Consider the following 18,464-nt stretch of genomic DNA (forward strand, 5'->3'; position numbering starts at 1 on the left):
CGGCCGTCATCCGGTGTCTCCTCTTCCGCCACCCGCAGTTGGGGCGGCGCGGAAAACCTCTCCGGGTGTGACAGCGGTAAGAATCCCCGACTTCCGTGAGAGCCGTCTCCCCCGGCTCGCCCGCCGCATCCCCTGGCGGCACGTCCTCACCCTGATTCCGCTCGTGCTGGTCGCGGTCATCGCGGTGCAGCACTGGCCGGTCCTCGTCGAGGGCTTCGGCCATCTGCGCCACGCCTCCTGGCCCTGGCTGCTGGCGGCCGGCGGGGCCACCTGCCTGACCTGGGTGGCCGCCGCCTTCACCCGGCAGGGTGCGGTCGTCCAGCCGCTGCCCCGCTGGCGGCTGCTGGCCACCCAGCTGGCGGCGGGCTCGGCCAACCACCTGCTGCCGACGGGTCTCGGCTCGGGCGCGGTCAACCTGCGGTTCATGACCGTGTGCGGGGTGCCGCTCGCCACCTCCTCCGCCGCGCTGGCCCTCTACCTGCTCGCCGAGTCGATCGCCCGCGTGGGCCTGATGGCCGTGTTCTTCGTCGCCTTCCCCGACGCGCTGCGGCTCGACGGCCTGCTCCCCGACGGGGACGTCGGACCGGTGCTCGCCGTCGCCGGCGCGCTGGTGGCCGTGGCCCTGGCCGCGCTGTTCCTCGTCCGGCGGGTGCGTGAGCCGGTGTTCCGCTTCGTGCGCAGCGCCCTGGGCGAGGCCCGCTCGGTGCACACGCGTCCGTCCCGGGCGCTGGCACTGTGGGGCGGCTCGCTGGCCTTCCCCGCGCTCCAGGCGGCCGGTCTGGTAGCGGTGGGGCAGGCCCTGGGCCTCGACGTGCCGCCCGCGCACATGGCGCTGGCGTACCTGGCGGCCACGGTCGCCGTCGCCCTCATCCCCACGCCGGGCGGCCTGGGTTCGGTGGAGGCGGCGCTGATCGTGGCGCTGGTGGCGGCCGGCGGCCCGGTGGCGGTGGCCACGGCCGTCGTCCTCGCGTACCGGATCATCACCGTGTGGGTGCCGTTGCTGCCGGGAGCCCTGACACTGGGAGCGCTGGTACGACTCAAGGTCATCTGACGAAGGTCATCTGACGCGGGGTGGCCTTCCCCAGGGAGGGAAACGCATGCCGGTCCGCCTCGAACGCAAGGGTCATGTCACCACGGTCGTGCTCTCCCGGCCCGAGGTGCGCAACGCCGTGGACGGGCCGACGGCGGCCGGACTGGCCGCAGCCTTCCGGGAGTTCGAGGCGGACGACGAGGCCCGGGTGGCGGTGCTGTGGGGCGAGGGCGGCACGTTCTGCGCGGGCGCGGACCTCAAGGCGATGGCCGGCGAGCACCGCAACCGGGTGGCGGAGGACGGCGACGGCCCGATGGGCCCGACCCGGCTGCGCCTGTCCAAGCCGGTCATCGCGGCGATCGCCGGGCACGCGGTCGCCGGGGGCCTGGAGCTGGCCCTGTGGTGCGATCTGCGGGTCGCCGAGGAGGACGCGGTGTTCGGCGTCTTCTGCCGCCGCTGGGGCGTGCCCCTGATCGACGGCGGCACGGTACGGCTGCCCCGGCTGATCGGCACGAGCCGGGCGATGGACCTGATCCTCACCGGCCGCCCGGTCCCGGCCCCCGAGGCGCATGAGATGGGGCTGGCCAACCGGGTCGTCCCCGTCGGCCGCGCCCGCGAGGCGGCCGAGGAACTCGCCGCGTCCCTCGCGGACTTCCCGCAGGCCTGCCTGCGCAGCGACCGGGCCTCCGTGCTGGACCAGGAGGGGCTGGAGGAGACGGCGGCGATGGGCGCCGAGATCCGTCACGGCATGGGCGTGCTGACGGCAGGCCTGGAAGGGGCCGCGCGGTTCGCGTCGGGGGCGGGCCGGCACGGGTCCTTCACCGGCGACTGACCAGCCACTCCAGCGCCGCCCGCGCCGCCTCGGCCCCCTCCCGGGTCGCGGTCCGGGCGTCCGCTCCCGGGTGCCGCAGGCCGCCGGCCGCGAAGACACCCGGGCGGTCGGTGTACGGCCCGTGGGCGAGGGCGATCCGGGCCCGCCGGGCGAGTTCGTCCTCGGCGGCGAAGTCCCCGGTGAGGACGACGGTGTCGCAGGCGAGGACGCCGGTACGGCCGTCGAGGTGCCGGATCCGCACACCGGACAGCCTCCCGTGCCCGAGGAGTTCGGTGACCGTGGTGCCGGTGAGCAGCGGGACGCGCGAGCGGAGCCGGGCGTCCAGGGCGCGGACGGATCCGGCGCGCGGCCGCGAGACCGGCGGGGCCGGCGCCGACGACGAGGACGTCCACGTGGCGCTCCGCGGTCATGGTCTGCCCGCCTTCTCGAACAGCTCCCGGACCGTCGCCCCGCAGTGGAAGCCCTGGCAGCGGCCCGCCCCGGCCCGGGTGCGGCGGCGCAGGCCCGGCAGGGCGCGCGGCGGGATCGTGGCGGCGAGGGCGTCCCGGATCTCGCCGAGGGTGACGTGCTCGCAGTGGCAGACGATGGTGTCACCCCTCTGCTGGTAGGGGCGGGGGAAGGCGGCACCGAGGTTCGGCATGCTCACCGGTTCCAGGTCGACGGGGTTCCTCAGGTCCAGCCCCGCGTCCCCCAGCAGCCCGGTGACATGGGCGGCGATGGCGAGCGATGCGGTGAGGCCCGTGGAGCGGATGCCGCCGACGGTGACGTACGCCTGGCCGGGGTGGGCGGAGATGCGGTAGTCGTCGTGTTCGGTGGCGGCGCGCAGGCCCGCGTAGACGGCGGTGACCTCCTCGTCGAGGAGCGCGGGCAGGATCCGGCGGCCCTTCTCGCGGAGCAGTGCCAGTCCCTGCGCGGTGGACTGGGTGGCGGTCCTGTCGTCCAGGTCCTCGGCGGTGGGGCCGAGGAGAACGTTGCCGTAGACGGTGGGTGCGACCAGGACGCCCTTGCCGAGGGCGGTGGGGACCGGCAGCAGGATGTGCCGGACGAGGGTGCGGGCGAGCCGGTCGTAGACGATCAGCTGGCCGCGGCGCGGGGTGACGGTGAAGGCGTGGTGGCCGAGGAGGCGGTCGAGGGTGTCGGCGTGCAGGCCGGCCGCGTTGACCAGGTGCCGGGTGTGGAGGGGGCCGCGCGAGGTGGTGAGGGTGTGCACGCCGTCGCGTCGGCTCGCCGCCGTGACACGGGCATTGAGGTGGAGGTCGGCGCCGCCGCGGACCGCCTGGGTGGCGTACGCCAGGGTGGTGCTCCAGGGGCAGACGATGCTCTCGCCGGGCACGTGCAGGGCGCCGAGCGCGCCGGGGCCGAGGTGGGGTTCGCGGGCGTACAGCTCCTCGGCGCCCAACTGCGCCGTGTCGTGGCAGTCGTTGCGTACGGCCTTGCGGGCGAGGTCCGGCAGGGCGGCCAGTTGCTCCCGGTCCCAGGCGACCAGCAGCGCGCCGACCGGCTCGACCGGGATGCCGGACTCGGCGGCGTACGCGGCGAGGAGGCGGGAGCCCTCGCGGACGAGGCGGGCCTCCAGGGTGCCGGGGGTGGCGTCGAAACCGGTGTGCAGGATGGCGGTGTTGGCCTTCGAGGTGCCCTGGCCGACGTCGTCCTGCGCCTCCACCAGGGCGATCCTGAGGTGCGGGTGGCGGGCGAGTTCGCGGGCGATCGCACTGCCGACGACCCCGGCGCCGACGACTGTCACGTCGTACGGCGCGGCGGGCGGCGGTCCCCCGGCGGTGACCGTCATGCGGGCGCTCCGGATCCGGCCGGCGGCCCGTCGAGCAGGGTGGCGACGGCGGCCCGGAAGACGCCCAGGCGGTCGGCGGCCTCGGCGGCGGAGATGCGCGGCTCGTAGACGGCGGAGGGGCCGTCGTCCGGCAGGAAGTCGACAGGGTCGCTGCCGAGGTGGGCGAGCGCGCCCACGCCCAGGGCGGTGGCGTCGGGCAGCGTGGACACCTCGACGGGGCGTTGCAGCAGGTCGGCCTGGGTCTGCATGAGCAGCGCCGAGCGGGTCAGGCCGCCGTCGACGCGCAGCGCGGTCAGCGGGGTGCCGAGGTCGGTCCCGGCGGCTTCGGCGAGCTCAGCCACCTGGGCGGCGAGGCCCTCGCACAGGGCCCGCGCCAGATGTCCGGGGCCGGTGTCGAGGCCGAGCCCGGTGAGGGAGCCGCGCAGGTCGCCGCGCCACCAGGGGGCGGCGAGCCCGGCCAGCGCGGGGACGAAGGTGACCCCGCCGGTGTCGGGGACGGTGCCGCCCACCCGGTCCAGGTCGGCGGGGCCCGAGATCACGCCGAGGTCGGTGAGCCAGCGCACCGCGGAGGCGGCGGTGTACACCTGGCCGTCCAGGCAGTAGCCGGGCTCTCCGGCGAGGCGCCAGGCGACACAGCTGACGAGGCCGGAGGTGCTGTGCCGGGGTGTCTCACCGGTGTGCGCGAGCAGGAAGGCCCCGGTGCCGTAGGTGCACTTGGCGCCGCCGGGCCCGGTGATGCGCTGGGCGAGGAGGGCGGCCTGCTGGTCAGTGGCGAGGCCGGTGAGCGGGATCTTCTCCCCGAACTCCTTCGTGGTGCCGACGAGTTGGGCGTTGTCGACGATCTCGGGAAGGCGTTCGGCGGACAGCCCGTAGAGGTCGAGGGCGCGGGAGGACCACTGCACCCGGTCCAGGTCGAGGAGATGGGTACGGCCGGCGGTGGCGGCGTCGGTGACGTAGGCGCCGGTGAGCCGGTGGACCAGCCAGGCGTCGGTGGTGGTGACGACTCCCTCGGTGGTCAGGTGCCGGCGGATCCAGGCCATCTTGGGTGCGGCGAAGTAGGGGTCGAGCGGCAGGCCGGTGAGGGCGCGTAACTCCTCCGCGTGCTCGGCGAGTCCGCCGCAGACGGACTCGGCCCGGCGGTCCTGCCAGACGATGGCGTCGGTGAGCGGGCGCCCGGTGCCGGGGTCCCAGGCGAGGACGGTCTCGCCCTGGTTGGCCAGGCCGAGCGCGGTCACCGGTTCACCGGCCTCGGCGAGCGCCCGGCGGCCGGCGACGAGCACCGAGTCGTAGAGCTCCAAGGGGTCGGCCTCCACCAGGCCGCCGGGCAGGTGCCGGGTCCGTACGGCGGCGAATCCGGTGCCGATGACGCCCCGTTCGGGGCAGATCACCAGGGCCTTGGTGCCGGACGTGCCCTGGTCGACCGCGAGCACCGGACCTGTCATCGAGCCTCCCCTGACGATCACTGCGCGACAGCCTGCCGCAGTGGTGAGGGGCAGCACAAGCGCACCCCGATGCGGTTGGTACGAACCTCCGTGCGGATACGGCAGGATGAGCGGTTGCACGAAACGAATGGGAGGTGACCGGTGGACCGAGCGCTCACCGTCGATGACCTGGTCCTGGCGGGAATCGCCCTCGCGGCGGGTCTGTTGCTGGCCTTTCTGTCGCGCGGGTTGCTGCGCTGGCTGGCCAGGCACGCGAAGCGGACCCGCTGGAGCGGTGACGACGTCCTCGTGGACGCGCTGCGCGCGGTGCTCCCGTGGGCGGCGATCGCGGGCGGCGCGGCGGCCGCGGCGGCGGTGCTGCCGCTGACGAGGACGGTCCAGCACCACACGAACCAGTGCCTGAAGGTGCTCCTCATCTTCGCCGTGACGGTGTCGGTGGCGCGGGTGGTCGCCGGGTTGGTGCAGTCGGTCACCCAGTCCCGCTCCGGGGTCGCCGGTTCGGCCACGATCTTCGTGAACATCACCCGGGTGCTGGTCCTGGCGATCGGCTTCCTGGTGATGCTCCAGACGCTGGGCATCTCCATAGCACCCCTGCTCACCGCCCTCGGCGTGGGCGGTCTCGCGGTCGCGCTGGCCCTCCAGGACACCCTGGCCAACCTCTTCGCGGGCATCCACATCCTCGCCTCCAAGACCGTCCAGCCGGGTGACTACATCCAGCTGAGCAGCGGCGAGGAGGGTTATGTCGTGGACATCAACTGGCGCCAGACGACCGTCCGCCAGCTCTCCAACAACCTGGTGGTCATCCCCAACGGCCAGCTGGCGAAGACCAACATGACCAACTACACGCGCCCCGAGCAGCAGTTGACGGTCCTGGTGCAGGTGGGAGTGGGCTACGACAGCGATCTGGACCACGTCGAGCGGGTCACGCACGAGGTCATCGCGGAGACCATGACCGAGATCACCGGGGCGGTCCCGGAGCACGAGCCCGCGATCCGCTTCCACACCTTCGGGGACTCGCGGATCGGCTTCACGGTGATCCTGGGCGTCGGCGAGTTCAGCGACCAGTTCCGGATCAAGCACGAGTTCATCAAGCGCCTGCACCGCCGCTACCGCGAGGAGGGCATCCGCATCCCGGCTCCGGCGCGCACGGTGGCGCTCCAGCAGGGGGCCGTGGTGATCCCGCAGCAGCGCACCGCGGAAGTACCGGTCACCGACTAGCCCCCTGCGGGCCGCGACTACAGCGTGGCCGAGTTCTCGTGGTGGTGGCCGCCGCGCAGGCTGTGCGGGGTGGCCAGGGACGGCGTCACCGGGGTGACCGTCCAGTCGGGGTGGCCGGGCATGCGCGGGGTCGTCGTGCCGTAGAGCCAGTCACGGAGGAATCCCGACTGGTCCTGACGGGTGACCTCGGTGGCCACCGCGATGTAGTCCTCCGTCGAGGCCGAGCGGCGCCGGAAGCGGTTCAGGAAGGTGCGCTCGACGGCGTGGAAGGCGTCCTCGCCGACCAGCTCGCGGAGGGCGTGCAGGACCAGGACGCCGCCGAGGTAGCGCTGGTTGTCGAAGAGGTTGACCGCGTTCGGGGCGGCCACCGGGCCGGATTCGAGGCGCCACTGGTCGCCGCAAGCGTAGGTGTCCTTCATCCGGGTCTCCAGGGAGGTCAGGCCCAGGGAGTCCGGCCAGCCGCGTTCGTAGCGGTAGAGCAGCCTGTAGAAGTCGGCGTGGCCCTCGTTGAGCCACAGGTCGGCCCAGGTGGCCGGGGCTGACCTGTGGCTCAGCGAGGGCCACTGTGTACATCACCTACGAGCCGATGTTGTTTCCCGATGGTGCAGGAAGTTCGGCTTTTGGAGCTCTCTCCCGGGTGGCCCCGCGAGACTCCCGCTTGGATCGCTCCAGCGGGTTTGACGGCGCTTACGTCCGTCCGACGACGATCCTCCCGACCGCCGAGCAGGTCAACGACCCACCTGACCCGACGACTTGGCTGTAGCCGCTGGGTGTTTCCACCGTATCGGGCGAATAGCCGGTTCCGCAGTACAACGACAGAAGTCGCTCCTAGCCCCGGCCCCACAGCAGTAACGCTCGAAGTCCGTGGCGATCGGGGAACGGGAGCGGTACGAGTACGCCGTACGGTCGCCCGGGAGGTTCTCGGTGCGGGTGAGCAGGCCGTTCGCGACACCGCGGACGCCGTCCGGGACGGTGATGCGGAAGGTGAAGTCCGCCTTGTCCGAGGGGTGGTCGTTGCACGGGAAGACCGTGTGCGCGGAGTTCGGCTGCGGGCAGATCGCGAAGCCGTCCGGGGTGGGCACCCAGGCGGTGTGCGGGAGGGTGCGGCGCGGGTCGGCCGTGTAGGTCACGCACACGGTGACGTCGTCCCGCTCGCGCAGCGGCCGGGCGGGGGTGATCCGCAGCTTCTCCTCCGCCTGTTCGAAGGCGGCGTCGCAGCCGTCGACACGCACCGCGGATATGTCGAGGCCGAGGGCGTCCAGGGAGAAGCGGGACAGGTCCTGGGTGGTGCGGACGCGCAGGGTCGCGGTGGCGTCGACCAGCAGGGTCGTGGCGTCGTACGCGAGGTCGAGGTCGTAGGCGAGGACCCGGTAGCCGTCGTTGCCGAGGGCCGGGTAGACGGGGTCGCCGAGGGTCTCCGGGCCCGGGGCCGGTGTGCTGCCCCCGGCCCTCGCGGCGCCGCTTTTCTCCCCCGTGGAGAAGGGACGCGCGAGGGCCGGGGTCCCCGTGGCCAGGGCGGTCGCCGTGCCGAGCAGGGCGACCGCAGGGGCCGTCACTCTGGTGCGATTTCTCATGGTCCGCTTTCGCTCGGGCAGGCCGGGTGGTCGGTCCGGCCGCCGGGTCGGTGGTGGCTCGCGTGGTGGCTCATGTGGTGGCTCGTTTGTCATGACCACCCTTTTGACCGATCCGGTTGCCCGTCGTATGACAACCGGACAACCGGATCTTCCGAGTCGCGGACCCCTGTCGAGCATGGGTCGATCACGAGATATCTTGATGTCGAGCAATGTTGCAGACGTGGAGCGGAGCACCCGGTGACTGACTCGACCATCATCTACACCTACACAGACGAGGCCCCGGCCCTCGCGACGCACTCGTTCCTGCCGGTGATCCAGGCGTACGCCTCGCAGGCCGGTGTCGCCGTGGACACCCGCGACATCTCGCTGGCCGGGCGCATCATCGCCCACTTCCCGGAGTACCTGAACGAGGACCAGCGCATCCCTGACGCCCTGGCCGAGCTGGGCGACCTGGCCAAGACGCCCGAGGCCAACATCGTCAAGCTGCCGAACATCTCGGCGTCGATCCCGCAGCTGAAGGCCGCCGTCGCCGAGCTCCAGGGCAAGGGCTACGCGCTGCCGGACTACCCGGACGACCCGAAGACCGACGAGGAGCGCGACATCCGCGCCCGCTACGACAAGGTGAAGGGTTCCGCCGTGAACCCGGTCCTGCGTGAGGGCAACTCGGACCGCCGCGCCCCCGCCTCGGTCAAGAACTACGCCAAGACCCACCCGCACCGCATGGGCGCCTGGACCTCCGAGTCCAAGACCAACACGGTGACCATGGGCGAGAACGACTTCCGCTCCACCGAGAAGTCCGCCGTGATCTCCGAGGCCGGCAAGCTGAGGATCGAGCTGGTCGCCGAGGACGGCACCACCACGGTGCTCAAGGAGTCCGTACCGGTCCTCGCGGGCGAGGTCGTCGACGCCTCCGTGCTGCACGTCGCGCAGCTCAACGACTTCCTGGCCGCGCAGATCGCGCGCGCCAAGCAGGAGGGCGTCCTGTTCTCCGTGCACCTGAAGGCCACGATGATGAAGGTCTCCGACCCGATCATCTTCGGTCACGTGGTGCGCGTCTTCTTCCCGAAGACGTTCGCGAAGTACGGCGAGACGCTCAAGGCGGCCGGTCTGTCTCCGAACGACGGTCTGGGCGGCATCCTCAAGGGCCTGGAGAACCTGCCCGAGGGCGCCGAGATCAAGGCCTCCTTCGACGCCGAGATCGCCGAGGGCCCGGCCCTGGCGATGGTCGACTCCGACAAGGGCATCACCAACCTGCACGTGCCGTCCGACGTCATCATCGACGCCTCTATGCCGGCCATGATCCGCACCTCCGGCCACATGTGGGGGCCGGACGGCCAGGAGGCCGACACCCTCGCGGTGATCCCGGACTCCTCCTACGCCGGTGTCTACCAGGCCGTGATCGAGGACTGCCGGGCCCACGGCGCCTTCGACCCGTCCACCATGGGCTCGGTCCCGAACGTGGGCCTGATGGCGCAGAAGGCCGAGGAGTACGGCTCCCACGACAAGACCTTCGAGATCGCCACCGCCGGTACGGTCCGCCTGGTCGACGCGGCGGGCAACGTCGTGATCGAGCAGCCGGTCGCCGCCGGTGACATCTTCCGCGCCTGCCAGACGAAGGACGCGCCGATCAAGGACTGGGTGAAGCTGGCCGTCGGCCGCGCCCGCGCCACCGGCGACCCGGCCGTCTTCTGGCTGGACGAGGGCCGTGCGCACGACGCGCAGCTGATCGCCAAGGTCGAGCAGTACCTGGCGGAGCACGACACCGAGGGCCTGGACATCCGGATCCTCTCCCCCGTCGAGGCCACCAAGCTGTCCGTGGAGCGCATCCGCCGCGGCGAGAACACCATCTCCGTCACCGGCAACGTGCTCCGTGACTACCTGACCGACCTCTTCCCGATCCTGGAGCTGGGCACCAGCGCCAAGATGCTGTCGGTCGTCCCGCTGATGGCGGGCGGCGGTCTGTTCGAGACGGGCGCCGGCGGCTCCGCGCCGAAGCACGTGCAGCAGCTGGTCAAGGAGAACTACCTGCGCTGGGACTCCCTCGGCGAGTTCTTCGCCCTGGTCCCGTCCTTCGAGCAGTACGCCGACTTCACCGGCAACGCCCGCGCCAAGGTCCTCGCCGACACCCTCGACCGCGCCACGGCGACCTTCCTCAACGAGGACAAGTCCCCGACCCGTCGCGTCGGCGGCATCGACAACCGCGGCAGCCACTTCTACCTGTCCCTGTACTGGGCGCAGGAGCTGGCCGCGCAGACCGACGACGCCGACCTGGCGAAGGCGTTCGCGCCGTTCGCCGAGTCGCTCGCCGCCGACGAGCAGAAGATCGTCGACGAACTGCTCGCCGTGCAGGGCTCCCCGGCCGACATCGGCGGCTACTACCAGCCCGAGAAGGCCAAGGCGGACGCGGTCATGCGCCCGTCGGCCACCTGGAACGCGGCGCTCGCGGCGCTCTGAGCGACGCCGACGCCCCCCTTTCGAAGGCTCCGCCCCGGCAGGCACCCCGCCTGCCGGGGCGGAGCCCTGTCCGGCCCGGTCAGCCGGGCAGCACCGGCTCCAGCTCCAGCCAGCTCGCCAGGTCCTCGATCTCCCGGCCGATCCCGGCGCTCATGTCCTTGGTGAACGGCACGTCCTGGTGGACGGCGTCGACCCGCAGCCGCCCGGCGGTCCGGTCAGCGGTGGCGTCGAGGAGCTGGGCCCGGACGGCGATACGGCGGGCGTCGGCACGCGAGAGCTGGTGGGCGGTCATGGTGGCGAGACCAGACGCAGGGTCTGACAGCGAGTCTGCGCGCCGCATCGCTCGGGGACCCTGCTCCGGGTCTGGATCCGGGTCCGGCCGGGGCTTCGGCCCGGGTTGGTCAGATGAAGTAGTGGCCTTGTTCGATGTCCTCGACGAGGCCGGCGTGGGTGGGCTTCCAGCCGAGGAGCTCCTGGGTGAGGGCGCTGGAGGCGGGCATGTCGGTGCCGAGCAGGTACACGTGCATGCCCTGGTACTCCGTGGCAGGCAGCGACCTGGCCGGCAGGTCCAGCTGCCGACCGATGACCTCGGCGATCTCGCGGACGGGCACGCCCTCGTCGCCGACGGCGTTGAGCACCGCACCGGCGGGCGCCTGCTCGACAGCCAGCCGGTAGAGGCTCGCGGCGTCCTTCACGTGGACGGCGGGCCACCGGCCGGCCCCGTCGCCGAGGTAGCCCGAGACCCCCTTGGCGCGGGCCATGGCGATGAGCTGGGGGACGAACCCGTGACGTTCCCCCTCGCCGTGCACCGAGCGGGGCAGCATGACCAGGCAGGAGCGCACGCCCCTGTCCGCGGCGGCCAGCGCGGCCCGCATGGTGGTGATGCGGGCCGCGATCGGCCCGGCGGGGACGAGTTCGTCGCGTTCGGTCGCGGGCCGACCGGGCCTGACGAGCGTGGCACCGGAGACCACCAGGGGCTTGCCGGAGCCGGCAAGGGCGGCGGCGAACGTCTCGACGGCCCTCGCGTCGGTCCGCGTCGCGACCTCGGTCACGCTGGGTACGACGAAGGCCAGGTGGATGACGCCGTCGCTGTCGAGGGCACCCGCGCGCAGCACCTCGATGTCGTTCAGGTCGCCGCGCACCACCTCGGCGCCCATGTCGGCGACGGCTCGGGCGGCGGTGTCCGAGCGGGCCAGGCCGAGGACCTGGTGGCCGGCGCCGATGAGTTCGGGGACGACGGCCGAGCCGATCCAGCCGGAGGCACCGGTGACGAAGATGCGCATGGGGATTCTCCTTGGTCGTGCCTGTGTGAGGAGGATGCGCGGCGCGCACGCCGCGGCCGGACCACTGATGCGATCCGGTCGCATCAACGCTACACGAGGATGCGACTGCGTCGCATCACATCCAGGCGATGCGACCCCGTCGCCTCGCCTATGCTGTGCCGGTGAGCAGATGGGCACCGGACGCGCGTGAGCGCTTGGAGACCGCCGCGCTGGACCTGTTCGTGGAGAACGGGTACGAGGAGACGACCGTCGCGCAGATCGCGGATCGCGCCGGTCTGAACCGCGCCACGTTCTTCCGGCACTTCGCCGACAAGCGCGAAGTCTTGTTCGGCGGTGAGGACCTGCTGGCCGGGCTGTTCGGCGACGCCATCCGCGGCGCCTCACCGGATGCGACGCCCGCCGAGTGCCTGCAGGCCGCCTTCACGGCCGCCGAGGCCACGATGACCCCGCAGCAGCGGGCCAAGGCCGCCCAGCGGGTGCGGGTGGCCGCGGCCAACACCGAAGTGCAGGAGCGGGGGCTGCTCAAGCACGCCAGGATCGCCGCGTCGATCAGCACCGCCCTGCGCACACGCGGCACGGACGAGCTGACCGCCCGGCTGGGGGCGGAAGTGGGGATGCTCGCCTTCAGAATCGCCGTCGAGCGCTGGCTGACGTCGCACGCCGGCGAACCGTTCGCGCACCATGCCGTAGCGGCCTTGAACGAACTACGGACACGCGCGACCGAGCTCGACTCCCGGCATCACCCTTCAGCCTGACGTCGCACCCGTTCCGGAACGGCCCCGATCAGCCTCGATCAGCAAGATCAGGTTCTGGTTTCGAGCGCCGGCCATGGAGTTGAATCGGCCGATGGACATGTCCTCCCGAGAGATCCGCGTACCCCTCGCCGAAGTCGTCGCAGTGCTGCGGGACCTGAACGAGTTCGTCGTTTCCCTGGACCGGCTCGGATCCCGCCAGGCGTCGGGAACCGCCGACGAACACACCGTCGGCAGATTCATCGCCGACTGGGACGTCGCTCGGCGACTGGCCCGTGCCCGACACGTCCTCGGCGTCGCACTGGACGCACAACTGAGCGAGGAGGAGAGCGCCGAGATCGACGCCCTGTGCGACCAGGGCCGCTTCTACGGCGCGATCCGCGGTGAGGAATAGAGGAACTGGTTCTTGCCCAGGGGTTGTTCCTCGACCTGGCCACGCCACAGGAGTACGCCGTGGCGCCGCTCCCAGAAGAACGCGTACACGCCCGTCACGATCCGCTCCGGCACGAGGAGGACCACCGCGCAACCGCTGGCCGCGAGACCCCAGATCAGGCCGAAAACGAGGGACATCAGTCCGATGAGGACGACAAAGGCTCCGTCGAAGCTGCGGCGCAGGGACTCGCGCGGGGTGGGGAGTATCTCCTCGGGGTCGGCCAGGGGTACTGCGCTCTCGAAATCGCGCTTCTCTCCGCCCAGCCACCGTGACCGGGTCGAAACCGCCAGCAGGCTGAAGACCACGCCGCCCCCCGCCCAGCACAGCAGGAAAACCACGATGTCGCTGTCGCCCTGCGACAGCCCGCGCACGCCGAAGACCACAGGCGCGGTCAGGGCCAGGGCGACCCCCGCCTGCGCGACGGTCATCAATTGATGGTGAACGTAACGCACCACGGCTTCCCCCTCCGCATGCGCCCGGCCGGGACGGACGCAGCATTCACTATCCACGCCATGCGCGCCTCGGCAAGCCGCCCACCCCGTCGGCCCGATACCGACACCCTCCGTGTGCTGCCCGTTCGCACGGCATTGGCGGAACCGTGACGTCAGCGTCGGGCCCTGGGTCACCCGGGCGCGCGGCATGACGCACGTATGTCGTTCGTGAAGTCTGCGTGTCACGCGTGGCGCGTGGCTGGTCCGCCGTGAGGCGCTGTGGTTCGCTCGAACCATGACGGTGCTTGTGACCCGACGTCATGTCGACCACGCGCGTGTCACCACCACAGGGTGTCGCGCCGAGAGCTGACGCCCCGCTCCGGCCCTTCCCGCGCCCTGCCGCGCTCTTTCCCCCCGTTCTGACCTGTTCTGCCGACGCGTGCCCGTACGCGCACGCCGTCATGCCGTCCCGCACGAGGAGCAGCACCATGAGCCAGCCCATCGACTCCGTCACCGCCGGTCACACGCCCGAGGAGGCGCCCGCCGGGCCCGACGCCTCGGCCTGGTCGTTCGAGACCCGGCAGATCCACGCCGGGGCCGCGCCGGACCCGACGACCGGTGCCCGGGCGACGCCGATCTACCAGACGACGTCGTTCGTGTTCCGGGACACCCAGCACGCCGCCGACCTGTTCTCGCTCGCCGAGCCCGGGAACATCTACACCCGCATCCACAACCCCACCCAGGACGTCTTCGAGCAGCGGATCGCCGCCCTGGAGGGCGGGGTCGCGGCGGTCGCGCTGGCGTCCGGGCAGGCCGCCGAGACGCTCGCGATCCTGACGCTGGCCGGCGCGGGCGACCACATCGTGTCGAGCACGTCGCTGTACGGCGGCACCTACAACCTGTTCCGGCACACGCTGCCGAAGTTCGGCATCGAGGTGTCCTTCGTCGACGACCCGGACGACGCCGAGGCCTGGCGGGCGGCCGTCCGGCCGAACACCAAGGCGCTGTTCGCGGAGACCCTGGGCAACCCGCGCGGCAACGTGCTCGACGTGCGGGCGGTCGCGGACGTGGCGCACGCGGCGGGCGTGCCGCTGATCGTGGACAACACGGTCCCGACGCCGTACCTGCTGCGGCCCCTCGAGCACGGCGCGGACATCGTCGTCCACTCGGCGACCAAGTTCCTCGGCGGGCACGGCACGGCGATCGCGGGCGTGGTCGTCGACGGCGGCAGCTTCGACTTCGGCTCGCACTCCGACCGCTTCCCCGACTTCACCGAGCCCGACCCCAGCTATCACGGTCTGCGCTACTGGCCGGCGCTCGGCCCGGGCGCCTACGCGATCAAGCTGCGGGTGCAGCTGCTCCGTGACCTCGGCCCGGCGCTCTCCCCGCACTCGGCGTTCCTGCTGCTGCAGGGCGTGGAGACGCTGAGCCTGCGGCTGGAGCGGCACTCCGCCAACACCCAGGCGCTGGCCGAATGGCTGGAGCAGCGCGACGAGGTCGCCGCCGTCCACTATCCGGGCCTGCCGTCCAGCCGCTGGTACGAGGCCGGGCAGAAGTACCTTCCGCGCGGCGCCGGCGCGATCGTCTCCTTCGAGCTGCGGGACGGGATCGAGGCGGGCAAGCGGTTCGTGGACGCGGTCGAGCTCTTCAGCCACCTCGCCAACATCGGTGACGTCCGCAGCCTGATCATCCACCCGGCGTCCACCACCCACAGCCAGCTGGACGAGGAGCAGCTGGCGGCGACCGGGACCACGCCGGGCCTGGTGCGCCTGTCGGTCGGCATCGAGAACCTCGCCGATCTCCGGGCCGACCTGGAGGCCGGGTTCCGCGCGGCCAAGGGCGCGGCGTCCTGAACGCCGTACCGCATCCCGAGGTTCCGGATTCCCTCCCCCTTCCGCCGGTCCGCGGGGCCTGGCGGGAGGGGGATCCGCCGGGCCGTCGGCGGTGGTACGCGGCGGAGAAGCCGCTGCCGCTGGAGGCGGGCGGTGAACTTCCCGGCGTACGGCTGGCGTTCGAGACCTGGGGGCGGCTCGCCCCGGACGCCGGCAACGCCGTGCTCGTGCTGCACGCGCTCACCGGGGACAGCCATGTCGCCGGGCCCGCCGGTCCGGGGCATCCGACCCCGGGCTGGTGGGAGGGCCTGGTCGGGCCGGGGCTGGCGCTGGACACCGACCGCTGGTTCGTCGTCGCACCGAACGTCCTGGGCGGCTGCCAGGGCAGCACCGGACCGGCCGTGGAGCGAGCCGACGGGCGCGGGTACTGGGGCGGTGCGTTCCCCTTCCTGACCCAGCGCGACCAGGTCGCCGCCGAGGCCGGGCTGGCCGACGCCCTGGGCATCGGGCGGTGGGCGCTGGTCCTCGGTGGTTCGATGGGCGGGATGCGTGCCTTGGAGTGGGCGGTGTCGTACCCGGAGCGGGTGGCGGCCCTGCTGCTGCTCGCCACGACGGCGGCGGCGAGCGCGGAGCAGATCGCGTGGTCGGCCGTCCAGCTCACCGCGATCCGCACCGACCCCGACTGGCAGGGCGGCGACTACCACGGCACCGGACGCGCCCCGCACACCGGCCTGGGCCTGGCCCGCCGGATCGCCCATGTCACCTACCGCAGCGAACCCGAGCTGGCGATCCGCTTCGGCCGGACCCCGCAGGACGCCGAGAACCCCTTCGACGGCGGCCGCTACCAGGTCGAGTCCTACCTCGACCACCATACCGCCAAGCTGGTACGGCGGTTCGACGCGGGCAGTTACGTGGTGTTGTCGGAGGCGATGAACGCCCATGACGTCGGCCGCGACCGGGGCGGGGTGCGTGCGGCCCTCGGCCGGGTCACGGCCCGCGCCCTGGTGGCGGGCGTGGACTCCGACCGCCTCTATCCCCCGCCCCAGCAGGCCGAGTTGGCGGCGCTGATCCCGGCCGCGGACCGGCTCCGGGTGATCGAGTCGCCGTACGGCCACGACGGCTTCCTGATCGAGACGGAACAGGTGGGCGCGCTGGTGCGGGAGCTGCTGGGCTGAGGGCTCACCGTCTCCGTCGCCGATGTGACACCGTGATCCCGCACCCCGCCACCGCACACACCCCGGGAGCCGCCCGTGTCCCAGCCGTCGTACGCGCTCGTGCCCGGCGCCGCCGAGTCGCCCGTGATCCTGCACGTGCCGCACTCGGCGCGGGCGATCCCGGCCGGGGTACGGGCCGGGATCGTGCTCGACGACGCCGCGCTGGAGCGGGAGCTGGACCACATCACGGACGCCCACACGGCGGAGCTCGCGCAGGCGGCGGCCGCGCTGGCCGGGGTGACTCCTTGGCGGTTCGTCAACCGGCTGTCCCGGCTGGTCGTCGATCCCGAGCGGTTCCCGGACGAGCGGGAGGAGATGCGCGCCGTCGGGATGGGGGCCGTGTACACGCGGACCACGCACCGGGGTGTGCTGCGGGACGAGTCGTGCGACCACGGGCCGTTGGTCGAGCGGTACTTCCGGCCGTACGCCCGGGCGATGACGGAGGCCGTCGCCGGACGGCTGGCGGCGACCGGGCGGGCCGTGGTGATCGACGTGCACTCGTATCCGAGCCGTCCGCTGCCCTACGAACTGCACGGGGCGGGGCCGCGGCCGCCGGTCTGCCTGGGCACGGACGCCTTCCACACGCCGCCCGGGCTGGCGGAGGCGGCCCGTGAGGCCTTCGCGGGGTGCGGGGAGACGGGGCTGGACAGCCCGTTCGCCGGGACCTATGTGCCGCTGGAGTTCTACGGGACGGACGCGCGGGTCGGTGCGCTCATGGTGGAGATCCGGCGGGACCTCTACATGACCGAGCCCGGCGGTCCGGCGGGGGCGGGCGCGGACCGGCTCGCCGCCGCCCTCGCCGCGCTCGTGGACGCCGCCGGCCGCTGACCCTCCGGCTGGAGCATTCCCGCAGGACACGGGGTGGGGGCCGTACGACCGTGGAGACATGACCACGGAGATGACCGCGCCCACCACCGCGGAGACGACCGCGCCCGCGACGACGGAGCCGCTCCCGCCCGTCTGCGAGGCCGCGCCGCCGGTGCGGGACTGGCCCGCGCTCGAACTGGAGGGCACGGACTTCGACCCGGTTCTCGCCGCCCTGATGACGGAAGGGCCGGTGACCCGGATCCGGCTGCCGTACGGCGAGGGCTGGGCGTGGCTCGCGACCCGGTACGAGGACGTCAGGACCGTCACCAACGACCCACGGTTCAGCCGCGCCGAGGTCACCCGGCGCCAGGTGACCCGGCTGGCCCCGCACTTCAAGCCCCGGCCGGGCTCACTGGCCTGGGCGGACCAGCCCGACCACAACCGGCTGCGCAAGCCGCTCGCCGGTGCCTTCACGGTCGGCGCGATGAAGCGGCTGCGGCCCCGGGCGCAGGAGATCCTCGACGAACTGGTCGACGGGGTCGTACGGGACGGGCCGCCCGCCGATCTGGCCGAGCGGGTGCTGGAACCGTTCCCGATCACCGTGGTCAGCGAGGTGATGGGGGTGCCGGAGGCGGACCGGGAGCGGGTGCACGCCTGGACCCGGCAGATCATCTCCACCGCGGGCGGGGTCGAGGCCGCCGAGACTGCCAAGCAGGGGCTGTACGGGTGGATCACCGAGGCGGTACGCGCGCGGGCCGACAGTCCGGGAGACGACGTGTACTCGCTGCTCGGGGTCGCGGTGGCCCGCGGCGAGATCGGCGAGGAGGAGGCCGTCGGGCTGGCCGGTCCACTGCAGATCGGCGGCGAGGCGGTCACCCACAACTGCGGGCAGATGCTGTTCCTGATGCTGACGCGGCCGGAGCTGATGGCGCGGATGCGGGAACGCCCGGCGGAGCGCGGGCCGGTCCTGGACGAGCTGCTGCGCTGGATCCCGCACCGCAGCACGGTCGGGCTCGCCCGGATCGCCCTGGAGGACGTCGAGCTGGGCGACGGCACCCGGATCGCGGCCGGCGATCCGGTGTACGTCTCCTACCTGGCCGCCAACCGCGACCCGGCCGTCTTCCCCGACCCGGACCGCATCGACCCGGACCGCGAACCCCACGCGCACCTCGCCTTCGGCCACGGTGCGCACTACTGCACGGGCGCGGTCCTGGCCCGGCTGCAGACCGAACTGCTGGTCGACACCCTCCTCGACCGACTGCCGGGGCTGCGGCTCGCGATGCCGGCCGAGGGGGTGGAGTGGCGCCGCAAGACGATGATCAGGGGGCCGCGGACGCTTCCGGCCGCCTGGTGACCTTTCGGTCGCCCGAGGG

The 18,464-nt window shown here is 72.5% G+C and carries 17 protein-coding genes and 1 pseudogene; 10 read left to right on the plus strand and 8 right to left on the minus strand.

The annotated features are described in order from the left end of the window. Window positions 1-67: 67 nt before the first annotated feature. Entirely contained in the window at window positions 68-1,051 is a 984-nt protein-coding gene (locus ABZ887_RS26945) for a lysylphosphatidylglycerol synthase transmembrane domain-containing protein (protein WP_361294015.1), read from the plus strand. 46 nt (window positions 1,052-1,097) lie between these two features. After that, a complete protein-coding gene (locus tag ABZ887_RS26950) occupies window positions 1,098-1,862 on the plus strand; it encodes a crotonase/enoyl-CoA hydratase family protein (protein ID WP_361294018.1) in 765 nt (254 codons plus the stop codon). Here the strand turns inward: ABZ887_RS26950 and ABZ887_RS26955 are convergent. The 3 genes and pseudogenes from ABZ887_RS26955 to ABZ887_RS26965 all read right to left on the minus strand — a co-directional run. Further along, window positions 1,849-2,190: pseudogene (locus ABZ887_RS26955) on the minus strand (oxidoreductase); the annotation flags it as partial. The gene ABZ887_RS26950 and the pseudogene ABZ887_RS26955 sit on opposite strands and share 14 nt — an antisense overlap. A 78-nt stretch (window positions 2,191-2,268) precedes the next feature. Next, window positions 2,269-3,651 (minus strand): FAD-dependent oxidoreductase, encoded by a 1,383-nt coding sequence (locus ABZ887_RS26960; RefSeq protein ID WP_361294021.1) that lies wholly within the window; start codon window positions 3,649-3,651, stop codon window positions 2,269-2,271. After that, a complete protein-coding gene (locus ABZ887_RS26965) occupies window positions 3,648-5,093 on the minus strand; it encodes an FGGY family carbohydrate kinase (RefSeq protein WP_361294024.1) in 1,446 nt (481 codons plus the stop codon). The genes ABZ887_RS26960 and ABZ887_RS26965 overlap by 4 nt, the downstream gene beginning before the upstream one ends. 141 nt (window positions 5,094-5,234) lie before the next feature. On the opposite strand from ABZ887_RS26965, the gene ABZ887_RS26970 reads away from it, so the two are divergent. Then, window positions 5,235-6,311: a mechanosensitive ion channel family protein gene (locus tag ABZ887_RS26970; RefSeq protein WP_361294027.1), complete on the plus strand. Its 1,077-nt coding sequence runs from the start codon at window positions 5,235-5,237 to the stop codon at window positions 6,309-6,311. Window positions 6,312-6,328: 17 nt separating this feature from the next. Here ABZ887_RS26970 and ABZ887_RS26975 read toward each other — a convergent pair whose 3' ends face one another. Next, window positions 6,329-6,865, minus strand: coding sequence for a M1 family aminopeptidase (locus tag ABZ887_RS26975; protein ID WP_361294204.1), 537 nt, complete (start codon window positions 6,863-6,865; stop codon window positions 6,329-6,331). A gap of 174 nt (window positions 6,866-7,039) precedes the next feature. Beyond that, complete coding sequence (locus tag ABZ887_RS26980; RefSeq protein ID WP_361294030.1) at window positions 7,040-7,867, minus strand: hypothetical protein; 828 nt, start codon at window positions 7,865-7,867, stop codon at window positions 7,040-7,042. Between the two features lie 255 nt (window positions 7,868-8,122). Between ABZ887_RS26980 and ABZ887_RS26985 the strand changes: the two genes are divergently transcribed. Continuing rightward, entirely contained in the window at window positions 8,123-10,339 is a 2,217-nt protein-coding gene (locus ABZ887_RS26985) for an NADP-dependent isocitrate dehydrogenase (protein WP_361294033.1), read from the plus strand. Between the two features lie 79 nt (window positions 10,340-10,418). Here the strand turns inward: ABZ887_RS26985 and ABZ887_RS26990 are convergent, their stop codons facing one another. After that, a complete protein-coding gene (locus ABZ887_RS26990; RefSeq protein WP_361294036.1) occupies window positions 10,419-10,631 on the minus strand; it encodes a hypothetical protein in 213 nt (70 codons plus the stop codon). A gap of 109 nt (window positions 10,632-10,740) precedes the next feature. Beyond that, window positions 10,741-11,622 (minus strand): SDR family oxidoreductase, encoded by an 882-nt coding sequence (locus ABZ887_RS26995; RefSeq protein WP_361294039.1) that lies wholly within the window; start codon window positions 11,620-11,622, stop codon window positions 10,741-10,743. A 194-nt stretch (window positions 11,623-11,816) separates the two neighbouring features. Between ABZ887_RS26995 and ABZ887_RS27000 the strand changes: the two genes are divergently transcribed. Together ABZ887_RS27000 and ABZ887_RS27005 are read left to right on the plus strand one after the other, a co-directional pair. Beyond that, on the plus strand, window positions 11,817-12,377 hold the full coding sequence (locus tag ABZ887_RS27000) for a helix-turn-helix domain-containing protein (protein WP_361294042.1): 561 nt from the start codon (window positions 11,817-11,819) through the stop codon (window positions 12,375-12,377). A gap of 91 nt (window positions 12,378-12,468) precedes the next feature. After that, complete coding sequence (locus tag ABZ887_RS27005; protein ID WP_361294045.1) at window positions 12,469-12,768, plus strand: hypothetical protein; 300 nt, start codon at window positions 12,469-12,471, stop codon at window positions 12,766-12,768. On the opposite strand, the gene ABZ887_RS27010 is transcribed toward ABZ887_RS27005, so the two are convergent. Continuing rightward, entirely contained in the window at window positions 12,741-13,235 is a 495-nt protein-coding gene (locus ABZ887_RS27010; RefSeq protein WP_361294048.1) for a hypothetical protein, read from the minus strand. The genes ABZ887_RS27005 and ABZ887_RS27010 overlap by 28 nt on opposite strands. A gap of 491 nt (window positions 13,236-13,726) precedes the next feature. Between ABZ887_RS27010 and ABZ887_RS27015 the strand changes: the two genes are divergently transcribed. From ABZ887_RS27015 to ABZ887_RS27030, 4 genes are all read left to right on the plus strand, one after another. Further along, on the plus strand, window positions 13,727-15,091 hold the full coding sequence (locus ABZ887_RS27015; protein WP_361294051.1) for a bifunctional o-acetylhomoserine/o-acetylserine sulfhydrylase: 1,365 nt from the start codon (window positions 13,727-13,729) through the stop codon (window positions 15,089-15,091). After that, window positions 15,088-16,245 carry a homoserine O-acetyltransferase gene (locus ABZ887_RS27020; protein WP_361294207.1) on the plus strand — a complete coding sequence of 386 codons (1,158 nt, stop codon included), beginning with the start codon at window positions 15,088-15,090 and terminating at the stop codon, window positions 16,243-16,245. Before ABZ887_RS27015 ends, ABZ887_RS27020 begins: the two co-directional genes overlap by 4 nt. A 75-nt stretch (window positions 16,246-16,320) precedes the next feature. Next, on the plus strand, window positions 16,321-17,112 hold the full coding sequence (locus ABZ887_RS27025) for an N-formylglutamate amidohydrolase (protein WP_361294054.1): 792 nt from the start codon (window positions 16,321-16,323) through the stop codon (window positions 17,110-17,112). 58 nt (window positions 17,113-17,170) lie between these two features. Beyond that, the gene (locus tag ABZ887_RS27030; RefSeq protein WP_361294056.1) at window positions 17,171-18,445 is read left to right on the plus strand and encodes a cytochrome P450; all 1,275 of its coding nucleotides are present in this window, start codon (window positions 17,171-17,173) and stop codon (window positions 18,443-18,445) included. The last annotated feature ends 19 nt before the right edge of the window (window positions 18,446-18,464 follow it).

The sequence above is a fragment of the Streptomyces sp. NPDC047061 genome, assembly GCF_040643955.1.
In the GTDB taxonomy this organism is placed as follows: domain Bacteria; phylum Actinomycetota; class Actinomycetes; order Streptomycetales; family Streptomycetaceae; genus Streptomyces.

Coding starts and splice junctions, on each gene's coding strand:
- ABZ887_RS26950 (WP_361294018.1), top strand. CDS start 1,098: ATGCCGGTCCGCCTCGAACGCAAGGGTCATGTCACCACGGTCGTGCTC.
- ABZ887_RS26960 (WP_361294021.1), bottom strand. CDS start 3,651: ATGACGGTCACCGCCGGGGGACCGCCGCCCGCCGCGCCGTACGACGTG.
- ABZ887_RS26965 (WP_361294024.1), bottom strand. CDS start 5,093: ATGACAGGTCCGGTGCTCGCGGTCGACCAGGGCACGTCCGGCACCAAG.
- ABZ887_RS26990 (WP_361294036.1), bottom strand. CDS start 10,631: ATGACCGCCCACCAGCTCTCGCGTGCCGACGCCCGCCGTATCGCCGTC.
- ABZ887_RS26995 (WP_361294039.1), bottom strand. CDS start 11,622: ATGCGCATCTTCGTCACCGGTGCCTCCGGCTGGATCGGCTCGGCCGTC.
- ABZ887_RS27005 (WP_361294045.1), top strand. CDS start 12,469: ATGGACATGTCCTCCCGAGAGATCCGCGTACCCCTCGCCGAAGTCGTC.
- ABZ887_RS27010 (WP_361294048.1), bottom strand. CDS start 13,235: ATGACCGTCGCGCAGGCGGGGGTCGCCCTGGCCCTGACCGCGCCTGTG.
- ABZ887_RS27015 (WP_361294051.1), top strand. CDS start 13,727: ATGAGCCAGCCCATCGACTCCGTCACCGCCGGTCACACGCCCGAGGAG.
- ABZ887_RS27030 (WP_361294056.1), top strand. CDS start 17,171: ATGACCACGGAGATGACCGCGCCCACCACCGCGGAGACGACCGCGCCC.